At 66.0% G+C, this 13,206-nt stretch carries 13 protein-coding genes; 4 read left to right on the forward strand and 9 right to left on the reverse strand.

The genetic code is table 11. The annotated features are described in order from the left end of the window. Positions 1 to 10: 10 nt before the first annotated feature. The 6 genes from KU884_RS02440 to KU884_RS02465 form a co-directional block, all read right to left on the reverse strand. Positions 11 to 451 carry a DUF4426 domain-containing protein gene (locus KU884_RS02440; protein ID WP_167781131.1) on the reverse strand — a complete coding sequence of 147 codons (441 nt, stop codon included), beginning with the start codon at positions 449 to 451 and terminating at the stop codon, positions 11 to 13. Next, positions 448 to 1,062, reverse strand: coding sequence for a methionine biosynthesis protein MetW (metW, locus tag KU884_RS02445; RefSeq protein WP_167781132.1), 615 nt, complete (start codon positions 1,060 to 1,062; stop codon positions 448 to 450). The genes KU884_RS02440 and metW overlap by 4 nt, the downstream gene beginning before the upstream one ends. Then, entirely contained in the window at positions 1,059 to 2,207 is a 1,149-nt protein-coding gene (locus KU884_RS02450) for a homoserine O-acetyltransferase (RefSeq protein WP_167781133.1), read from the reverse strand. Before KU884_RS02450 ends, metW begins: the two co-directional genes overlap by 4 nt. Positions 2,208 to 2,329: 122 nt before the next feature. Continuing rightward, positions 2,330 to 2,905 (reverse strand): YggT family protein, encoded by a 576-nt coding sequence (locus KU884_RS02455; protein ID WP_167781134.1) that lies wholly within the window; start codon positions 2,903 to 2,905, stop codon positions 2,330 to 2,332. A gap of 67 nt (positions 2,906 to 2,972) precedes the next feature. Further along, complete coding sequence (gene proC / locus KU884_RS02460; RefSeq protein ID WP_167781135.1) at positions 2,973 to 3,800, reverse strand: pyrroline-5-carboxylate reductase; 828 nt, start codon at positions 3,798 to 3,800, stop codon at positions 2,973 to 2,975. Positions 3,801 to 3,833: 33 nt separating this feature from the next. Then, positions 3,834 to 4,517: a YggS family pyridoxal phosphate-dependent enzyme gene (locus tag KU884_RS02465; protein ID WP_167781136.1), complete on the reverse strand. Its 684-nt coding sequence runs from the start codon at positions 4,515 to 4,517 to the stop codon at positions 3,834 to 3,836. Positions 4,518 to 4,623: 106 nt separating this feature from the next. Here KU884_RS02465 and KU884_RS02470 point away from each other — a divergent pair, with 106 nt between their 5' ends. Both KU884_RS02470 and KU884_RS02475 read left to right on the forward strand, forming a co-directional pair. Then, the gene (locus KU884_RS02470) at positions 4,624 to 5,661 is read left to right on the forward strand and encodes a type IV pilus twitching motility protein PilT (RefSeq protein WP_167781137.1); all 1,038 of its coding nucleotides are present in this window, start codon (positions 4,624 to 4,626) and stop codon (positions 5,659 to 5,661) included. Between the two features lie 43 nt (positions 5,662 to 5,704). After that, a complete protein-coding gene (locus tag KU884_RS02475; protein WP_167781138.1) occupies positions 5,705 to 6,832 on the forward strand; it encodes a PilT/PilU family type 4a pilus ATPase in 1,128 nt (375 codons plus the stop codon). A 60-nt stretch (positions 6,833 to 6,892) separates the two neighbouring features. Here the strand turns inward: KU884_RS02475 and KU884_RS02480 are convergent, their stop codons facing one another. Further along, positions 6,893 to 8,377 (reverse strand): amidase, encoded by a 1,485-nt coding sequence (locus KU884_RS02480; protein WP_167781139.1) that lies wholly within the window; start codon positions 8,375 to 8,377, stop codon positions 6,893 to 6,895. A gap of 120 nt (positions 8,378 to 8,497) precedes the next feature. Between KU884_RS02480 and KU884_RS02485 the strand changes: the two genes are divergently transcribed. Together KU884_RS02485 and KU884_RS02490 are read left to right on the forward strand one after the other, a co-directional pair. After that, positions 8,498 to 8,941 (forward strand): thioesterase family protein, encoded by a 444-nt coding sequence (locus KU884_RS02485; RefSeq protein WP_167781140.1) that lies wholly within the window; start codon positions 8,498 to 8,500, stop codon positions 8,939 to 8,941. 96 nt (positions 8,942 to 9,037) lie between these two features. Further along, the gene (locus KU884_RS02490) at positions 9,038 to 9,889 is read left to right on the forward strand and encodes a bifunctional nuclease domain-containing protein (protein ID WP_167781141.1); all 852 of its coding nucleotides are present in this window, start codon (positions 9,038 to 9,040) and stop codon (positions 9,887 to 9,889) included. A gap of 53 nt (positions 9,890 to 9,942) precedes the next feature. Here KU884_RS02490 and KU884_RS02495 read toward each other — a convergent pair whose 3' ends face one another. Further along, entirely contained in the window at positions 9,943 to 10,257 is a 315-nt protein-coding gene (locus KU884_RS02495) for an HPF/RaiA family ribosome-associated protein (RefSeq protein WP_167781142.1), read from the reverse strand. A gap of 156 nt (positions 10,258 to 10,413) precedes the next feature. Beyond that, on the reverse strand, positions 10,414 to 12,672 hold the full coding sequence (locus KU884_RS02500; protein ID WP_167781143.1) for an acyl-CoA dehydrogenase: 2,259 nt from the start codon (positions 12,670 to 12,672) through the stop codon (positions 10,414 to 10,416). Positions 12,673 to 13,206: the final 534 nt, after the last annotated feature.

Raw genomic sequence — 13,206 nt, forward strand, 5'->3', positions numbered from 1 at the left:
GGCGGCCCGCTCAGTCGCTGAACAGGCGCTCGCTGAATTCCACGGTGTATTCCCGGTCGTGCCCCTCGGGGCGCACCCGCACCTCGAAGCGCATGCGCTCGCCATCATCCATGCGGAAGCCGCCCACGGAATAGATTCCCTCGCCGTCGGCGTGTTCCTGCATGCGCACGGTCTGGAGCTGATCACGCGGGTTCAGCGCGCGGGCGTCCACCCGGGCGGCGACCGGCTCGCCGTCGTGCAGGACCGTGATCATCAGCACGCCGCGGATGCGGCTTCGCTGGAGTTCGTACTGGCTGGCCACGTCCGGCGATAGGCGGGTGCTGGCCATGGCGTTGTAGTAGATGCTGTAGTCGCCGTAGTGCTCGGCCCGCTCGTAGGCCGCGGCCTGCGGCGCCAGCACGGCGAGCGCCAGCATGACGGCGGTGAAGAGTCCCAGGTGGCGGCGTTTCATGGGTCGGCTCCTGCTGCCTGCTTGAACCGGTACAGTGCCACCTCGCCCAGCAGGTTGGGAAGCAGGCTTGCGGCGGTCCGGCGCCGGTGGCCGTCATCAATGAAGGTGCGCTCGATGATGTCGATGCCGGCGTTGGCGCACAGGCGCTCGAAATCCCGCACCGTGCACAGGTGGATGTTGGGGCTGTTATACCAGTCCAGCCCGGCGTCGCCGCTCACCGGCATGCGCCCGCGCAGCGCCAGTTCCATGCGGCAGCGCCAGTGACCCATGTTGGAGAAGGTCACGATGCCCTCGCGCCCCACCCGCAGGATCTCGGCCAGCAAGTGTTCCGGGTAGCGCACCGCCTGCAGGGTCTGTGTCATCACCACATAGTCGAAGGAGTCCGGATCGAAGTCCTTCAGGCCCTCGTCCAGATTGGTCTGGATAACGGGTATGCCCTTTTCCACGCAACCACGGATGTTGTCCGGGTCGATCTCCAGGCCGTAGCCGATCACGCCGCGGGTGTCGCGCAGGTAGCGCAGCAGCAGCCCCTCGCCGCAGCCCAGGTCCAGAACCCGCGTGCCGGGCCGGATCCATTCGCTGATCAGCGCCAGTTCGGAGCGTACGCTCATGCCGACACCTCCCCTGCGACCCGGGCCATGTAGGCACGCAGCAGATCCCGGTAGATGGGGATGGGCATGAGGAAGGAGTCATGCCCCTGGGGCGCTTCGATCTCCGAATAGGTCACCCGCTTGTTGCCGTCCTGCAGGGCCCGCACGATCTCCCGCGAGCGGGTCGAGGGGAAGCGCCAGTCACTGGTGAACGACAGCACCAGGAACGACGCGGTGACGTGCTTCAGCGCCGCGGCGAGGTTGTCGTCGTGTTCCGACGCCGGATCAAAGTAGTCCAGTGCGCGGGTCATGAGCAGGTAGGTGTTGGCGTCGAAGTGGTCGACGAAGTTCTCCGCCTGGTAGCGGAGATAGCTCTCCACCTCGAACTCCACGTCGTAGTTGAAGTTGATCTTGCCTTCGCGCAGTTCCCGACCGAACTTCGCCCGCATGGCGTCCTCGGACAGGTAGGTGATGTGGCCCAGCATGCGCGCCAGGGACAGCCCCCGGCGGGGCACCACGCCGTACTCCGCGTAGTGGCCTTCGTGGAACTCCGGATCCTGGAGAATGGCCTGACGGGCCACCTCGTTGAAAGCGATGTTCTGCGCCGAGAGCTTGGGCGCCGCCGCGATCACCACGGCATGGCGCACCCGTTCCGGGAAGTCGATGGCCCATTGCAGTGCCTGCATGCCACCGAGGCTGCCACCCACCACCGCCGCCCACTGGGTGATGCCCAGGCGGTCCGCCAGGCGTGCCTGGCTGCGCACCCAGTCCGGAACCGTCACCATGGGGAAATCGGCGCCGTATAGCTGGCCGGTTCCGGGGTTGGTGCTGATCGGCCCCGACGAGCCGCGGCAGCCGCCCAGGTTGTTGCTGCAGACGATGAAGAAACGATTGGTGTCCAGTGGCTTGCCGGGGCCGATGCAGGCGTCCCACCAGCCGGGCTTGCGCTCGTCCACGGAGTGGTAACCGGCCGCGTGATGGTCCCCGGACAGGGCGTGGCAGACCAGGATGGCGTTGGAGGCATCGGCGTTGAGCTCGCCGTAGGTCTCGTACACAAGGTGATAGGACGGCAGCGTGCGCCCGCAGTCCAGCTCCAGGGGCTGGTCGAACTGCATGCTCTGCGGTGTGACAAGGCCGACGCAGTCGGCGGGCAACTGTTCTGACATCCGGGCAGGTACGGCTTGCTACCAAAGAGCCAGTGAGTCTACTGACCGGCCCCAGGGGTGACAACCGCGCTGGCAGGCCGGCACCGGATACCGGTGGCGCCGCCGGCCTGCCAGCGTCCGTCTCAGAGAAACATGCGCGCCATGTCCCGGATCGGATGCACGAACAGCATCTTCGCCAGCTGAATGCCGATCAGCACCGCAATGGGCGAGAGGTCGAGCCCGCCCACGGCGGGAATGATCCGGCGCGCCGGGGCCAGCACCGGTTCCGCCAGGCTGTCGATGAGGCCGATGGCCGGATTGTACTGGCCCGGGTTCACCCAGCTGAGGATCACCCGGATGATGATCACCACCAGGAACACGTTCAGCAGCAGATTGAGCAGCTCGGCCACCGAGCGCACGGCCAGGAAACCGGCGCTGACATTAGTGCTGCCGATCCAGTACACCACCGCCAGGGTGCAGAACTGCAGCAGCAGCATCAGCACGATGGCCGAGGTGTCCGCGCGACCGATGGGCGGCAGCACCCGCCGCATGGGCTGCAGCGGCGGCTGCGTGATCCGGACCAGGAACTGCGAGATGGGATTGCGGTAGTCGGCGCTGACCCACTGCAGAAGGAACCGCAACATCACGGCCAGAATGTAGAGACCGGCAAGGGTATTGATCAGAAAGGCCAGCGGATCGGTCAGATACTGTCCGGACATGCGAGACTCCCGATTGTGGGTGGTATGGCGGTGCCGTCGGTGACGACGACGAACCGTTCAGGACGCATTATTGATTGCCCAACTGGTCGCCCAGTTCGCCGGCGCGATCGGCGGCGGCATGCAGGGCGCGATCCACCAGGTCGCCCATGCCCCCGTCCTCCAGTGCCTTGATGGCCTGTTCGGTGGTCCCCCCCGGGGAGGTGACCCGCTGGCGCAGGGTGCGCGCATCGTCGTCGCTCTCCAGTGCCATTTTGGCGGCGCCCATAGCCGTCTGCAGGGTCAGCAGGCGCGCCGTCTGCCGTGGCAGACCCAGGCGCTCGCCGGCGTCCTCCATGAGTTCCATCAGCAGGAAGAAATAGGCGGGGCCGCTGCCGGAGACGGCAGTAACCGCATCCATCAGCGCCTCGTCGTCCAGCCAGCAGGTGAGCCCCACTGCCCGCATCAGCGATTCCGCCAGGCTGCGCTGGTCGGCGCTGACCTGCGGGTTGGCGTACAGCGCCGTCGCGCCGGTCTGCACCAGTGACGGCGTGTTGGGCATGGTCCGCACCACAGGTAGCCCGTCACCGAGCCAGCGTGACAGGTCCTTCTCACGGATGCCGGCGGCGATGGAGATGATGACGGCGCCGTTGTCACGGGCATGCTGGCCGATTTCGGCGGCCACGTCCCGAATCACCTGCGGTTTCACCGCAAGCACCACAGCGTCAGCACCCTGTGCGGCGTCCAGGTTATCCGCCACGGCGGTGACGCCGAAGGCCGCGGCCAGGTCGCCGCGTTGATCCGCGTCCGGTTCTGCCACGCGGATGGCGCCGGCGTCGAAGCCATCGGCAATCAGGCCGCCGATGAGGCTGCGGGCCATGTTGCCCCCGCCGATGAACGCGATCGTCCGGTTGTTCATGTCTCCCCCTTTGAGCAGATCCTGTGGCTACTTTCAGTCGCGCGCGCCGAAAATGTCCGTGCCCACGCGCACCATGGTACTGCCCTCGGCGATGGCGGCTTCCAGATCCACCGACATGCCCATGGATAGAGTATCCAGACGCAGGCCCTCACGCACCAGTTGCTCCTGGAGCTCCCGGAGCTGGCGGAACGGAGCGCGTTGGGCGTCGAAGTCCTCGGCCGGCGCGGGGATACACATGAGCCCCCGCAGGTGCAGATTGGGCAGATCCGCCACCGCATGCGCCAGGGTGGGCACAGCCGCGGGCTGCAGTCCGGATTTGCTGGACTCGTCGCTGACGTTGACCTGGATGCAGACATTCAGCGGCGGCAGGTTGGACGGACGCTGCTCGGAAAGCCGGCGCGCGATCTTCTCCCGCTCCACACTGTGAACCCAGTCAAAGTGTGGGGCGACGAGTTTTGTTTTATTGGACTGAAGCGGCCCGATGAAATGCCAGCGGGCGTCGCCGGGGCCCAGCGCCTCCTGTTTGTCCCGTGCGTCCTGAACGTAGTTCTCGCCGAAGGCGGTCTGTCCGGCGGCCAGGGCTTCGCGCACCGCGGCGGCGGGCTTTGTCTTGCTCACGGCCAGGAGTTCGACGCTGCCCTCGGGGCGGCCGTACTGCTCCTCGGCGGCGCGGATGCGGGCGCGGACGCGGGCGAGGCCGTCGGCGATCTGGGTCATGTTGCCTGGTTCCGGTGATGACTGTACGGTTGATCAGCGGTACCGCCACAGACGGCCCGGCCGGGTGCATCGAACAACCAAGAATCACTAGCGCAGAGGATGCCCGATGGATATTGCCGACCTGCTCGCCTTCGGCGTCAAGAACAACGCCTCCGACCTGCACCTGTCGGCGGGATTGCCGCCAATGATACGTGTGGACGGCGACGTGCGTCGAATCAACCTCCCGGCCATGGAACACAACGAAGTCCACGGCCTCATCTACGACATCATGAACGACAAGCAGCGCCGGGATTACGAGGAGTTCTACGAGACGGACTTCTCCTTCGAGATCCCCAATCTGGCGCGCTTCCGTGTCAACGTCTTCAACCAGAACCGCGGCGCCGCGGCGGTGTTCCGGACCATCCCGTCCAACGTGCTCACCCTGGAGGAGCTGGACGCCCCGCAGGTCTTCCGTGAGGTCTCCGACAACCCCCGCGGCCTGGTGCTGGTCACCGGCCCCACGGGCTCGGGCAAGTCCACCACGCTGGCGGCCATGCTCAACTACAAGAACGAGAACTATCACGAGCACATCCTCACCATCGAGGACCCCATCGAGTTCGTCCACGAATCCAAGAAGTCGCTCATCAACCAGCGCGAAGTGCACCGGGATACCCACGGCTTCTCCGAGGCCCTGCGCTCCGCCCTGCGCGAGGACCCGGACGTGGTGCTGGTGGGTGAGCTGCGCGACCTGGAGACCATCCGCCTGGCGCTCACCGCCGCCGAAACCGGCCACCTGGTTTTCGGCACACTGCACACCAGCTCCGCGGCCAAGACCATCGACCGCATCATCGACGTTTTCCCCGCCGCCGAGAAGTCCATGGTGCGCTCCATGCTCTCCGAATCCCTGCGGGCGGTGATTTCCCAGAGCCTGCTGAAGAAGGTGGGCGGCGGCCGCGTGGCGGCCCACGAGATCATGATCGGCACCGCCGCCATTCGCAACCTCATCCGCGAGGACAAGGTGGCGCAGATGTACTCGTCCATTCAGACCGGCCAGGCCCTGGGCATGCAGACCCTGGATCAGTGCCTGCAGCAGCTTCTGCGCAAGGGCCTGATCAGCAAGCAGGACGCCCGCACCAAGGCGGTCAACAAGGATCTGTTCAACTGATCACGGACGGCGTAGCCGGCGCCCGTGATCCACGGAGGAAGTGATGGATTTCAACTCCCTGCTCGAATTCATGGTCAACAAGAAGGCCTCGGACCTGTTCATCACCGCCGGCATGCCGCCGTCCATGAAGGTCGCCGGCCGGGTCACGCCGGTGACCAAGGGCAAGCTGTCGCCGGATCAGGCGCGTCAGGTGGTGCTTTCCATCATGTCCGACAGACAGCGGCAGGAATTCGAGGAAAGCCGCGAGTGCAATTTCGCCATCAGTGCCTCCGGCCTGGGCCGCTTCCGTGTCAGCGCCTTCTACCAGCGTAATCACGCCGGCATGGTGTTGCGTCGTATCGAGACCACCATTCCCGAGCTGGGGGATCTGGGTCTGCCGGACGTGCTGCGCGAGCTGGCCATGACCAAGCGCGGCCTGGTGATGTTCGTCGGTGCCACCGGGACGGGTAAGTCCACGTCCCTGGCGTCCATGATCGGTCACCGCAACCAGAACAGCACCGGTCACATCATCACCATCGAGGACCCCATCGAGTTCATCCACCAGCACCAGGGCTGCATCGTCACCCAGCGCGAGGTGGGGATCGATACCGAGTCCTTCGAGGTGGCCCTGAAGAACACCCTGCGCCAGGCGCCGGACGTGATTCTCATCGGCGAGATCCGGACCCGGGAGACCATGGACTACGCCATTGCCTTCGCCGAGACCGGCCATCTGTGCCTGGCCACCTTGCACGCCAACAATGCCAACCAGGCCATGGACCGCATCGTCAACTTCTTCCCGCCGGAGCGCCAGAATCAGCTGTTCATGGACCTGTCACTGAACCTCAAGGGTGTCGTGGCGCAGCAACTGGTGCCCACCCCCGACGGGGCCGGCCGCGTGCCGGCGGTGGAGGTGCTGCTGGGTACCCCGCTGGTGCAGGACAAGCTGCGCAACGGCGAGGTGCACGAACTCAAGGACATCATGAAACGCTCCAACGAGCACGGCATGCGCACCTTCGACCAGCACCTCTACCAGCTCTACCAGGAAGGGCGCATCACCTACGACGACGCCATCCGCTACGCCGACTCCGCCAACGAAGTGCGTCTGCAGGCCAAGCTCGGCTCCGAGAACCGCGAGCAGGAGTACAGCTCGGCGGCGGACGACATGAGCCTGGCGGACGATCCGGGGCGGTAGCGCGCCACCGGCTCCCTGGGTCGCGGCTTGCGCCGCTCCTACGCTGCGCCGTGGTCCGCCCTACGGTTGTGACGGGCCTGGCGCGGCGACCTCCGGCACCCGGTGCCACCACGGCCGTGCCCGCTCCAGTTGCGCTGCGAGGCGCAGCAGCAGACCTTCGCCGCCCACCGGCGCCATGAACTGGCTGCCCAGCGGCAGGTTGTCATCGGTCCAGTACAGCGGTACCGACATGGCCGGGGTGCCGGTGAGGTTGGCGAGCTGCGTGAACGGCGTGCGCTCCAGCGCCTTGAAAGCCATCTTCTCCACCATGCCGCTTTTCAGCAGCAGGCGCCCCGCCCGCAGGGCGCTGAGCACCCGGAGTCCAAGCCGTTCGCCGGCCGGTGTGTCCAGTTCGCCGATGGCCGCCGGGCGGGCCGCCACCGTCGGGGTGAGATACAGGTCGAAGTCATTGAAGAACGCCCCCAGCACGCGGCCGAAGGCGTTCCACTGCTGGTGCGCAGTGACATATTCCCCGCTGGACAGTGCGCGCCCGAGCATGGCCAGGGCGCGGGTGTCCAGCTCGAAGTCACCGTCGCGTCCGCGTGCCGTGGCGGCCGCCACTTGACCGAAATACAGCGTCATGTAGCACCGGGCCAGCGCCATGCCGTCCAACGGCGGTTCCGCCTCTTCCACATGCTGCCCGAGTTCCTCCAGCAGTCTGGCGGTGTCTTCGGCGGCTGCGCGGCAATCGGCATCCACCGGACCGCCGATGGGCGAGTGGGTGCACAGGGCAATGCGCAGGGGCGCCGGGGCCTGTTCCAGTTCCTGCATGAACGGGCGTGCCGGCGGTGCAATATGGAACGGTGCACCGGTATCCGGGCCTGCCAGAGCGTCCAGCATGGCGGCGCTGTCGCGGACGCTACGGGTGAGAACGTGGTCACTGGAGGCGCCTTCCCAGACCTCCGCCTGCGCTGGTCCCACGGGCACGCGGCCGCGGCCGGGCCGCAGCCCGAACAGCCCGCAGTAGGCAGCGGGTATGCGAATGGAACCGCCGCCGTCGTTGGCGCCGGCCATGGGCACGATGCCCGCCGCCACCGCGGCGGCGGCACCGCCACTGGAGCCGCCCGGTGTGTGGCCGGTCGCCCATGGGTTGCGGGTGGCGCCGAAGGTGGCATTCTCGGTGATGCCCTTCAACGCCAGCTCCGGGGTGTTGGTCTTGCCGAAGATGACCAGACCAGCGGCGTCGGCGCGGCGCACGTAGCTCGAGTCTTCGTCGGCCCGGTGATCCACGAATGCGCGGGAGCCCATGGTCGTGGGCTCGCCCTGGATATCCTGCACCACGTCCTTGACCAGGAAAGGAACCCCGGCGAACGCGCCGGTGAGCGGGGGCTGCAGTCGACTCCGGGCGCGGTCGGTGAGCATCCGGTTGACGGCGTTGATGGTGCTCCGCGTGGTCTCGACCCGGTGGAGGGCGCACTCCAGCAGCTCGTCTGCCGTGGTCTCGCCGTTGCCGACAAGGGCGGCCAGGCCCAGGGCATCGTGACTGCGGTATTCGTCGAACGTCATGGCTCAGCGTTTCCCTGTTGGGCTGTTACCCATTACGCTCTCACAAAACGTTTCAGAGGCGATACGGGTGCCGGGCGTGGGATACCGCACCCGTCCTCTGCGCCAGCAATGGAGTCCGCAATGTCAGAGAGCGAAGTCCCGGGGCGGGATGACTATCGGGTGTTCTATCCCATCACCACCCGCTGGATGGACAACGACCTCTACGGTCACGTTAACAATGTGACCTACTACTCCTACTTCGATACCGCCGTGAACCAGTATCTGATCGAAGCAGGCGGGCTGGATATTCACAATGGTGCCATCGTCGGTTTCGTGGTCAGCTCCAACTGCAGCTACCGGCGGCCCATCGCCTTCCCGGAGCGCATCGAGGCGGGATTGCGTGTCGAGCGGCTTGGCAACAGCTCGGTGCAGTACGGCGTGGGCATCTTCCGGGAAGGGGAGGCAGCCATCTGCGCCCACGGCGCGTTCGTGCACGTGTTCGTGAACCGTGCCGAGAATCGGGCGGTCCCCATCCCGGAGCCGATCCGGGTGGCACTGGAACCTCTGCGGATTGATGCCGACTAAACTTGAGTGACAGGACGTCAAGGTGGAAACGCTTCTGCGTTTCCCGGGGTTGTGGTCCACCATGGGTGTGCGCCGGTGGCGCTTTCGGGAGGTGACATGCGTGTTTCGTTGAAGCTGGCCAGCGCCGTGACGCTGCTGGCCATGATGACAGTGCTGATGGCAGGGCAGGCGCAGGCACGTGACCTGGCCGTCGATCCCGACGACCTGGTGCCGGTGGAATTGGCCACCGTGGGCGTGGATCCTGCCGGTGGTGCACCCTTGGTGCTGCTGCGCGAGCCGGACTCGGGTGATGTGGTGCCGATCCGCATCGGCGTGGCCGAAGCCCGTGCCATTCTCATGGCCCAGCACGACGTGGACGTGCCCCGGCCCCAGACCCATGATCTGGTCGGCAACATCCTCGCCGGGCTGGACGCCACCCTGCAGCGCGTGCTGGTGGATGACCTCTCTGACGGCATCTACTACGGCATGCTGGAACTGGCTGTGGAGGGCCGCGACGAGCCGGTACTGGTGGACACCCGTCCCAGCGACGGGCTGGCGCTGGCGGTGCGCAGCGGCGCCCGTATTCTGGTGTCGCCGGAGATTCTCCAGGCAGGCGAGGATCTCGAGTACGAGGGCATGGAGGACGATCAGGTGGTCACCGCCCTGGGCATTACCGTGGTAGAGGCCACCGATGATTTGCGTTCAGCCCTGGGCCTGCCGGATCGCGACGGCGTGATCGTCAGCGGCGTGCGCGGGCGCGCCGGCCATCTCGGTCTTGAGGAAGGCGCGCTGATCCTGTCGGTCAACGACGAAACCCCGGAGATGCCCATGGACTTCCTCGATCTGGTGCGTGCGACGCCGGACGGTCAACGGGCCCGGGTGCGTTTCCTGCAGGATGGCGAGGAAGAGGAAATCGAACTCTCCACGGAAATCCCCCGCGAGCGTCGCGAGGAGGGCATCACCCTCTGACGCAGGAGCACACATGGCCGCCAGGGATCCGGCAGCCATGCGCCAGCGATTGCTCAGTCGCGGTTGTCCAGCTGCCCGAAGCGCTTGTCCAGGACCTTCTCCAGCCGCTGCGCCGCGCCGGCCACGGCATCGTAGATGTCGTCGGACATGTGCTCCGCCGCCAGCGGATCAAGCCCGCGGGGTCGCGCTTCCAGTTTGCACTGCTTGTTGATGCCGCCCTTGGGTCCGTTGACATCGGCGAAATGCGCCTCGATGCGGGTGATGCGATCGCCGAACCGGCGCTCCAGCCGGTCCAGTTCATGGCGCAGGTGCTGCTCCAGGGCCTCGGAAACGGTCACGCCATTGCCCGGATTGACTTGCAGATGCATTGGCTTCTCCCTTCGTGATACCGGTTGAGTGTGTCAGCAAACGCGCTCCCCTGACTGGCAGATGGAGGGGGGCGCGCACGCTTTCAAGGGGCCTGACCAAAAAAGAGGCCCGGGGCGGACCCGGGCCTCTCGATTCTGCGGGCAGACCGTGCGGCGTCAGCCGTTGGCGACCTGACGCTTCTCGACCTGGCCGTGGGGCGGCAGGGCCTCGGCGGCAAAGTACTCCTCCGGGGTGAACACGTCCACCTCGATGGCGGCCAGGGCCGCCTCATTGGCCTGGCGCAGCTGCCGCAGTTCCGTCTCGGTGATGACGCCCTTCTCATGGGCCTCCTCCATCACCTCGTAGACCATGCCCTTGCCCACCTCGCGCTTCTTCTGCGCCTTCATGACCTTGGCCATGATGGGCTGTGCCTCCTGCTGCAGGCGGAAGGCCTTGAACAGGCGGCCGGCCCCCGGCGCGTTTTCATCCGCCCGGGCCACGCCGGCGGTGATGCGCCGGTACTGGTCCGACAGCGACTGGATCGACGCCGCGGTGGGCGCGGTCAGCTTGTCGCTGGGGCCCTGGGAGAGCGGGTTGATGCGCAGGAAGAACGCCGCCGGCTTGCGCAGCCACCAGCCCACCACCGGTGCATCGAAGTTGGCGTGAATGCCTTCGAAGGCCTCCTGGATCCGCGCCAGGGCGTATTCGCAGGCGTACTGCACCACCGGCAGATCCTCTTCCTTGCGGCCCTCGGCTTCGAAGCGCCGCAGTGCCGAGATGGCCAGCACCTGCCAGGTGAGCACGTCGGCGAAGCGGCCGGTGAGGTTGCCCTTGGCCTTCAGCTTGCCGCCGATGAAGAACATGGCCAGGTCCGTGAGCAGTGCGAACCGCGATGCCGACCAGGCCAGGCGGCGGTAGTAGGTGGCCGTGGGACCGGACACCGGGCTCCCCGCGGAGAAGCCACGGGTGAGGCCGCGGCCCTTGGTGCGGAACCAGTTGCTGATGGTATGACCGAACCAGCCCAGCAGGTTCTTGCGGAAGGCATCGGCATCCTTGTTCTCCACCGCCCGCACCACGTTCAGGGCGTAGGGGTGGCAGCGGGTGGCGCCCTGGCCGAAGATGATCAGGGTGCGGGTCATGATGTTGGCGCCTTCCACGGTGATGCCCACCGGAGCACCGTGGTAGCCGGAGGCGAGGATGTTGCTGGGCCCCTGCATGACCCCGGCACCGGAGAACACGTCCATGCCGTCGGTGAGTAGCTTCTGCACGTGCTCGGTGCTGCTGGATTTCAGCAGTGCGGAGACCACCGGCGGCTGCTCGCCGTTGTCGATGGCGGAGCAGGAGTACACCCGCGCGCCCTCGAACATGTACGTCAGTCCCGCAATGCCGGCCACCTTGTCCTGGACGCCCTCCATCATGCCGATGGGGAAGCCGAACTGGTGGCGGATCATGGAATAGGCGCCGGTGACGGATGCCACCGACTTCATGCCGCCGATGGCCCCGGCCGGCAGGGAAATGGCGCGGCCGCCGGCGAGCTGCTCCATGAGCATGCGCCAGCCCTGGCCGGCGTACTCCGGGCCGCCGATAATCTGCTCCGGCGAGCAGATCACGTTCTCGCCGATGATGGGGCCGTTGTAGAAGCCTTCACCCACGGGCATGTGGTGGTCGCCGTTGTGCAGCCCCGGGGTGCCCTTGTGCAGCATCACCACGGTGATGCCCGGGTACTCACCCTTGCCCAGCAGGTTGTCCGGGTCATGCATCTGGAAGGCGAGGGAGATCAGGTTGGCCACCGGCGCCAGGGTGATGTAGCGCTTGCGGAAGTTCAGGCGGATTTTCACCTCGCCGTCGTCATCCTTGAACACTTCGCCCTCGGCCTTGATGGAGGCGGCGTCGGAGCCGGCGGTGGGCTCGGTGAGGCCGAAGCACGGCACGTACTCGCCGCTGGCCAGCCGCGGCAGGTAGTGGTCCTTCTGCTGGTCGGTGCCGTAGTGCTTGAGCAGCTCGGCGGCGCCCAGGGAGTTGGGGATCACCACGAAGGTGCCCACGGTGGAGGAATAGCTGTTCACCTTCGCCATCACCGCGGACACGGCCAGGGTGGAGAATTCCTTGCCGCCGTAGGCCTTGGGAATGATCATGCCCATGAAACCGTTGTTCTTGATGAACTCCACGGCATCGTCCGGAGCGCGTCGGGTGCGCTCCACCTCGTAGGTGTCGATCATCTGGCAGAGCTGTTCCGCCGGACCGTCCAGGAATGCCTGCTCTTCCTCGGAGAGCTGGCTGTAGGGCTCGGCCATGATCTGTTTGAAGTCCGGGTTGCCGGCGAACAGCTGGCCGTCAATCCAGACGGTGCCCGCCTCCAGCGCCTGGCGCTCGGTGTCGGAGATGCGCGGCAGAACGTTGTTCGTGCGCATGTAGTTCATCAGTGCTGAAAACATGATTTCCCTCCTTGTCACCGTACTTCATGGGGCCGGTGACGCTACTGCGTTCCCGCGGAGAAGGTCTGCGGGCGGTGTCCGTGATGGCTCTGTTCCGCAGTGCGGACGGAGATCACCATCAGGTTACCAGGGTTTTACCATACTACACCGTATGGTGGAAGCCCTGAGATGAACCTTCAGGAAGAATTCTGCAGGGGTCGCTCGGGTTGGGGCGTTTTTCAAGAGTGTCGCAATTCGAGACCAAAGAATCGGCCCCGACTCAGGGCTGTAGCTGTAGGGCGGACCTTCAGGAGCGCCAGGCGAAGCCTGGTCGCTTGGGATTGGTGGCATGGAGGCGGCCATGAAATTGCGAGAGGGACCCAGCGGGCCGTTGAGCCCGCCCGGTAGAGGTTGGCCACCAGCCGGAAGCGAGTCTTGCGCTGCAGTGGGTAACTGCTGTGGTGAAGCGTAGACAGCGAGTGTCCAGGCTGCGTGATTGAGCCCCGAAATCCGCGACATTGTGGGTGCCGACGGTGTCTGAAGACCGGAAGGCAG

The organism is Aquisalimonas sp. 2447 (assembly GCF_012044895.1).
Classification (GTDB): Bacteria; Pseudomonadota; Gammaproteobacteria; order Nitrococcales; family Aquisalimonadaceae; genus Aquisalimonas.

Bases quoted from the DNA above. Each gene is read 5' to 3' on its own strand.
- KU884_RS02490 (WP_167781141.1), top strand. From the start codon at position 9,038: ATGCGTGTTTCGTTGAAGCTGGCCAGCGCCGTGACGCTGCTGGCCATG.
- KU884_RS02450 (WP_167781133.1), bottom strand. From the start codon at position 2,207: ATGTCAGAACAGTTGCCCGCCGACTGCGTCGGCCTTGTCACACCGCAG.
- KU884_RS02485 (WP_167781140.1), top strand. From the start codon at position 8,498: ATGTCAGAGAGCGAAGTCCCGGGGCGGGATGACTATCGGGTGTTCTAT.
- KU884_RS02480 (WP_167781139.1), bottom strand. From the start codon at position 8,377: ATGACGTTCGACGAATACCGCAGTCACGATGCCCTGGGCCTGGCCGCC.
- KU884_RS02440 (WP_167781131.1), bottom strand. From the start codon at position 451: ATGAAACGCCGCCACCTGGGACTCTTCACCGCCGTCATGCTGGCGCTC.
- KU884_RS02495 (WP_167781142.1), bottom strand. From the start codon at position 10,257: ATGCATCTGCAAGTCAATCCGGGCAATGGCGTGACCGTTTCCGAGGCC.
- KU884_RS02455 (WP_167781134.1), bottom strand. From the start codon at position 2,905: ATGTCCGGACAGTATCTGACCGATCCGCTGGCCTTTCTGATCAATACC.
- KU884_RS02465 (WP_167781136.1), bottom strand. From the start codon at position 4,517: ATGACCCAGATCGCCGACGGCCTCGCCCGCGTCCGCGCCCGCATCCGC.
- KU884_RS02500 (WP_167781143.1), bottom strand. From the start codon at position 12,672: ATGTTTTCAGCACTGATGAACTACATGCGCACGAACAACGTTCTGCCG.
- metW (WP_167781132.1), bottom strand. From the start codon at position 1,062: ATGAGCGTACGCTCCGAACTGGCGCTGATCAGCGAATGGATCCGGCCC.
- KU884_RS02475 (WP_167781138.1), top strand. From the start codon at position 5,705: ATGGATTTCAACTCCCTGCTCGAATTCATGGTCAACAAGAAGGCCTCG.
- KU884_RS02470 (WP_167781137.1), top strand. From the start codon at position 4,624: ATGGATATTGCCGACCTGCTCGCCTTCGGCGTCAAGAACAACGCCTCC.
- proC (WP_167781135.1), bottom strand. From the start codon at position 3,800: ATGAACAACCGGACGATCGCGTTCATCGGCGGGGGCAACATGGCCCGC.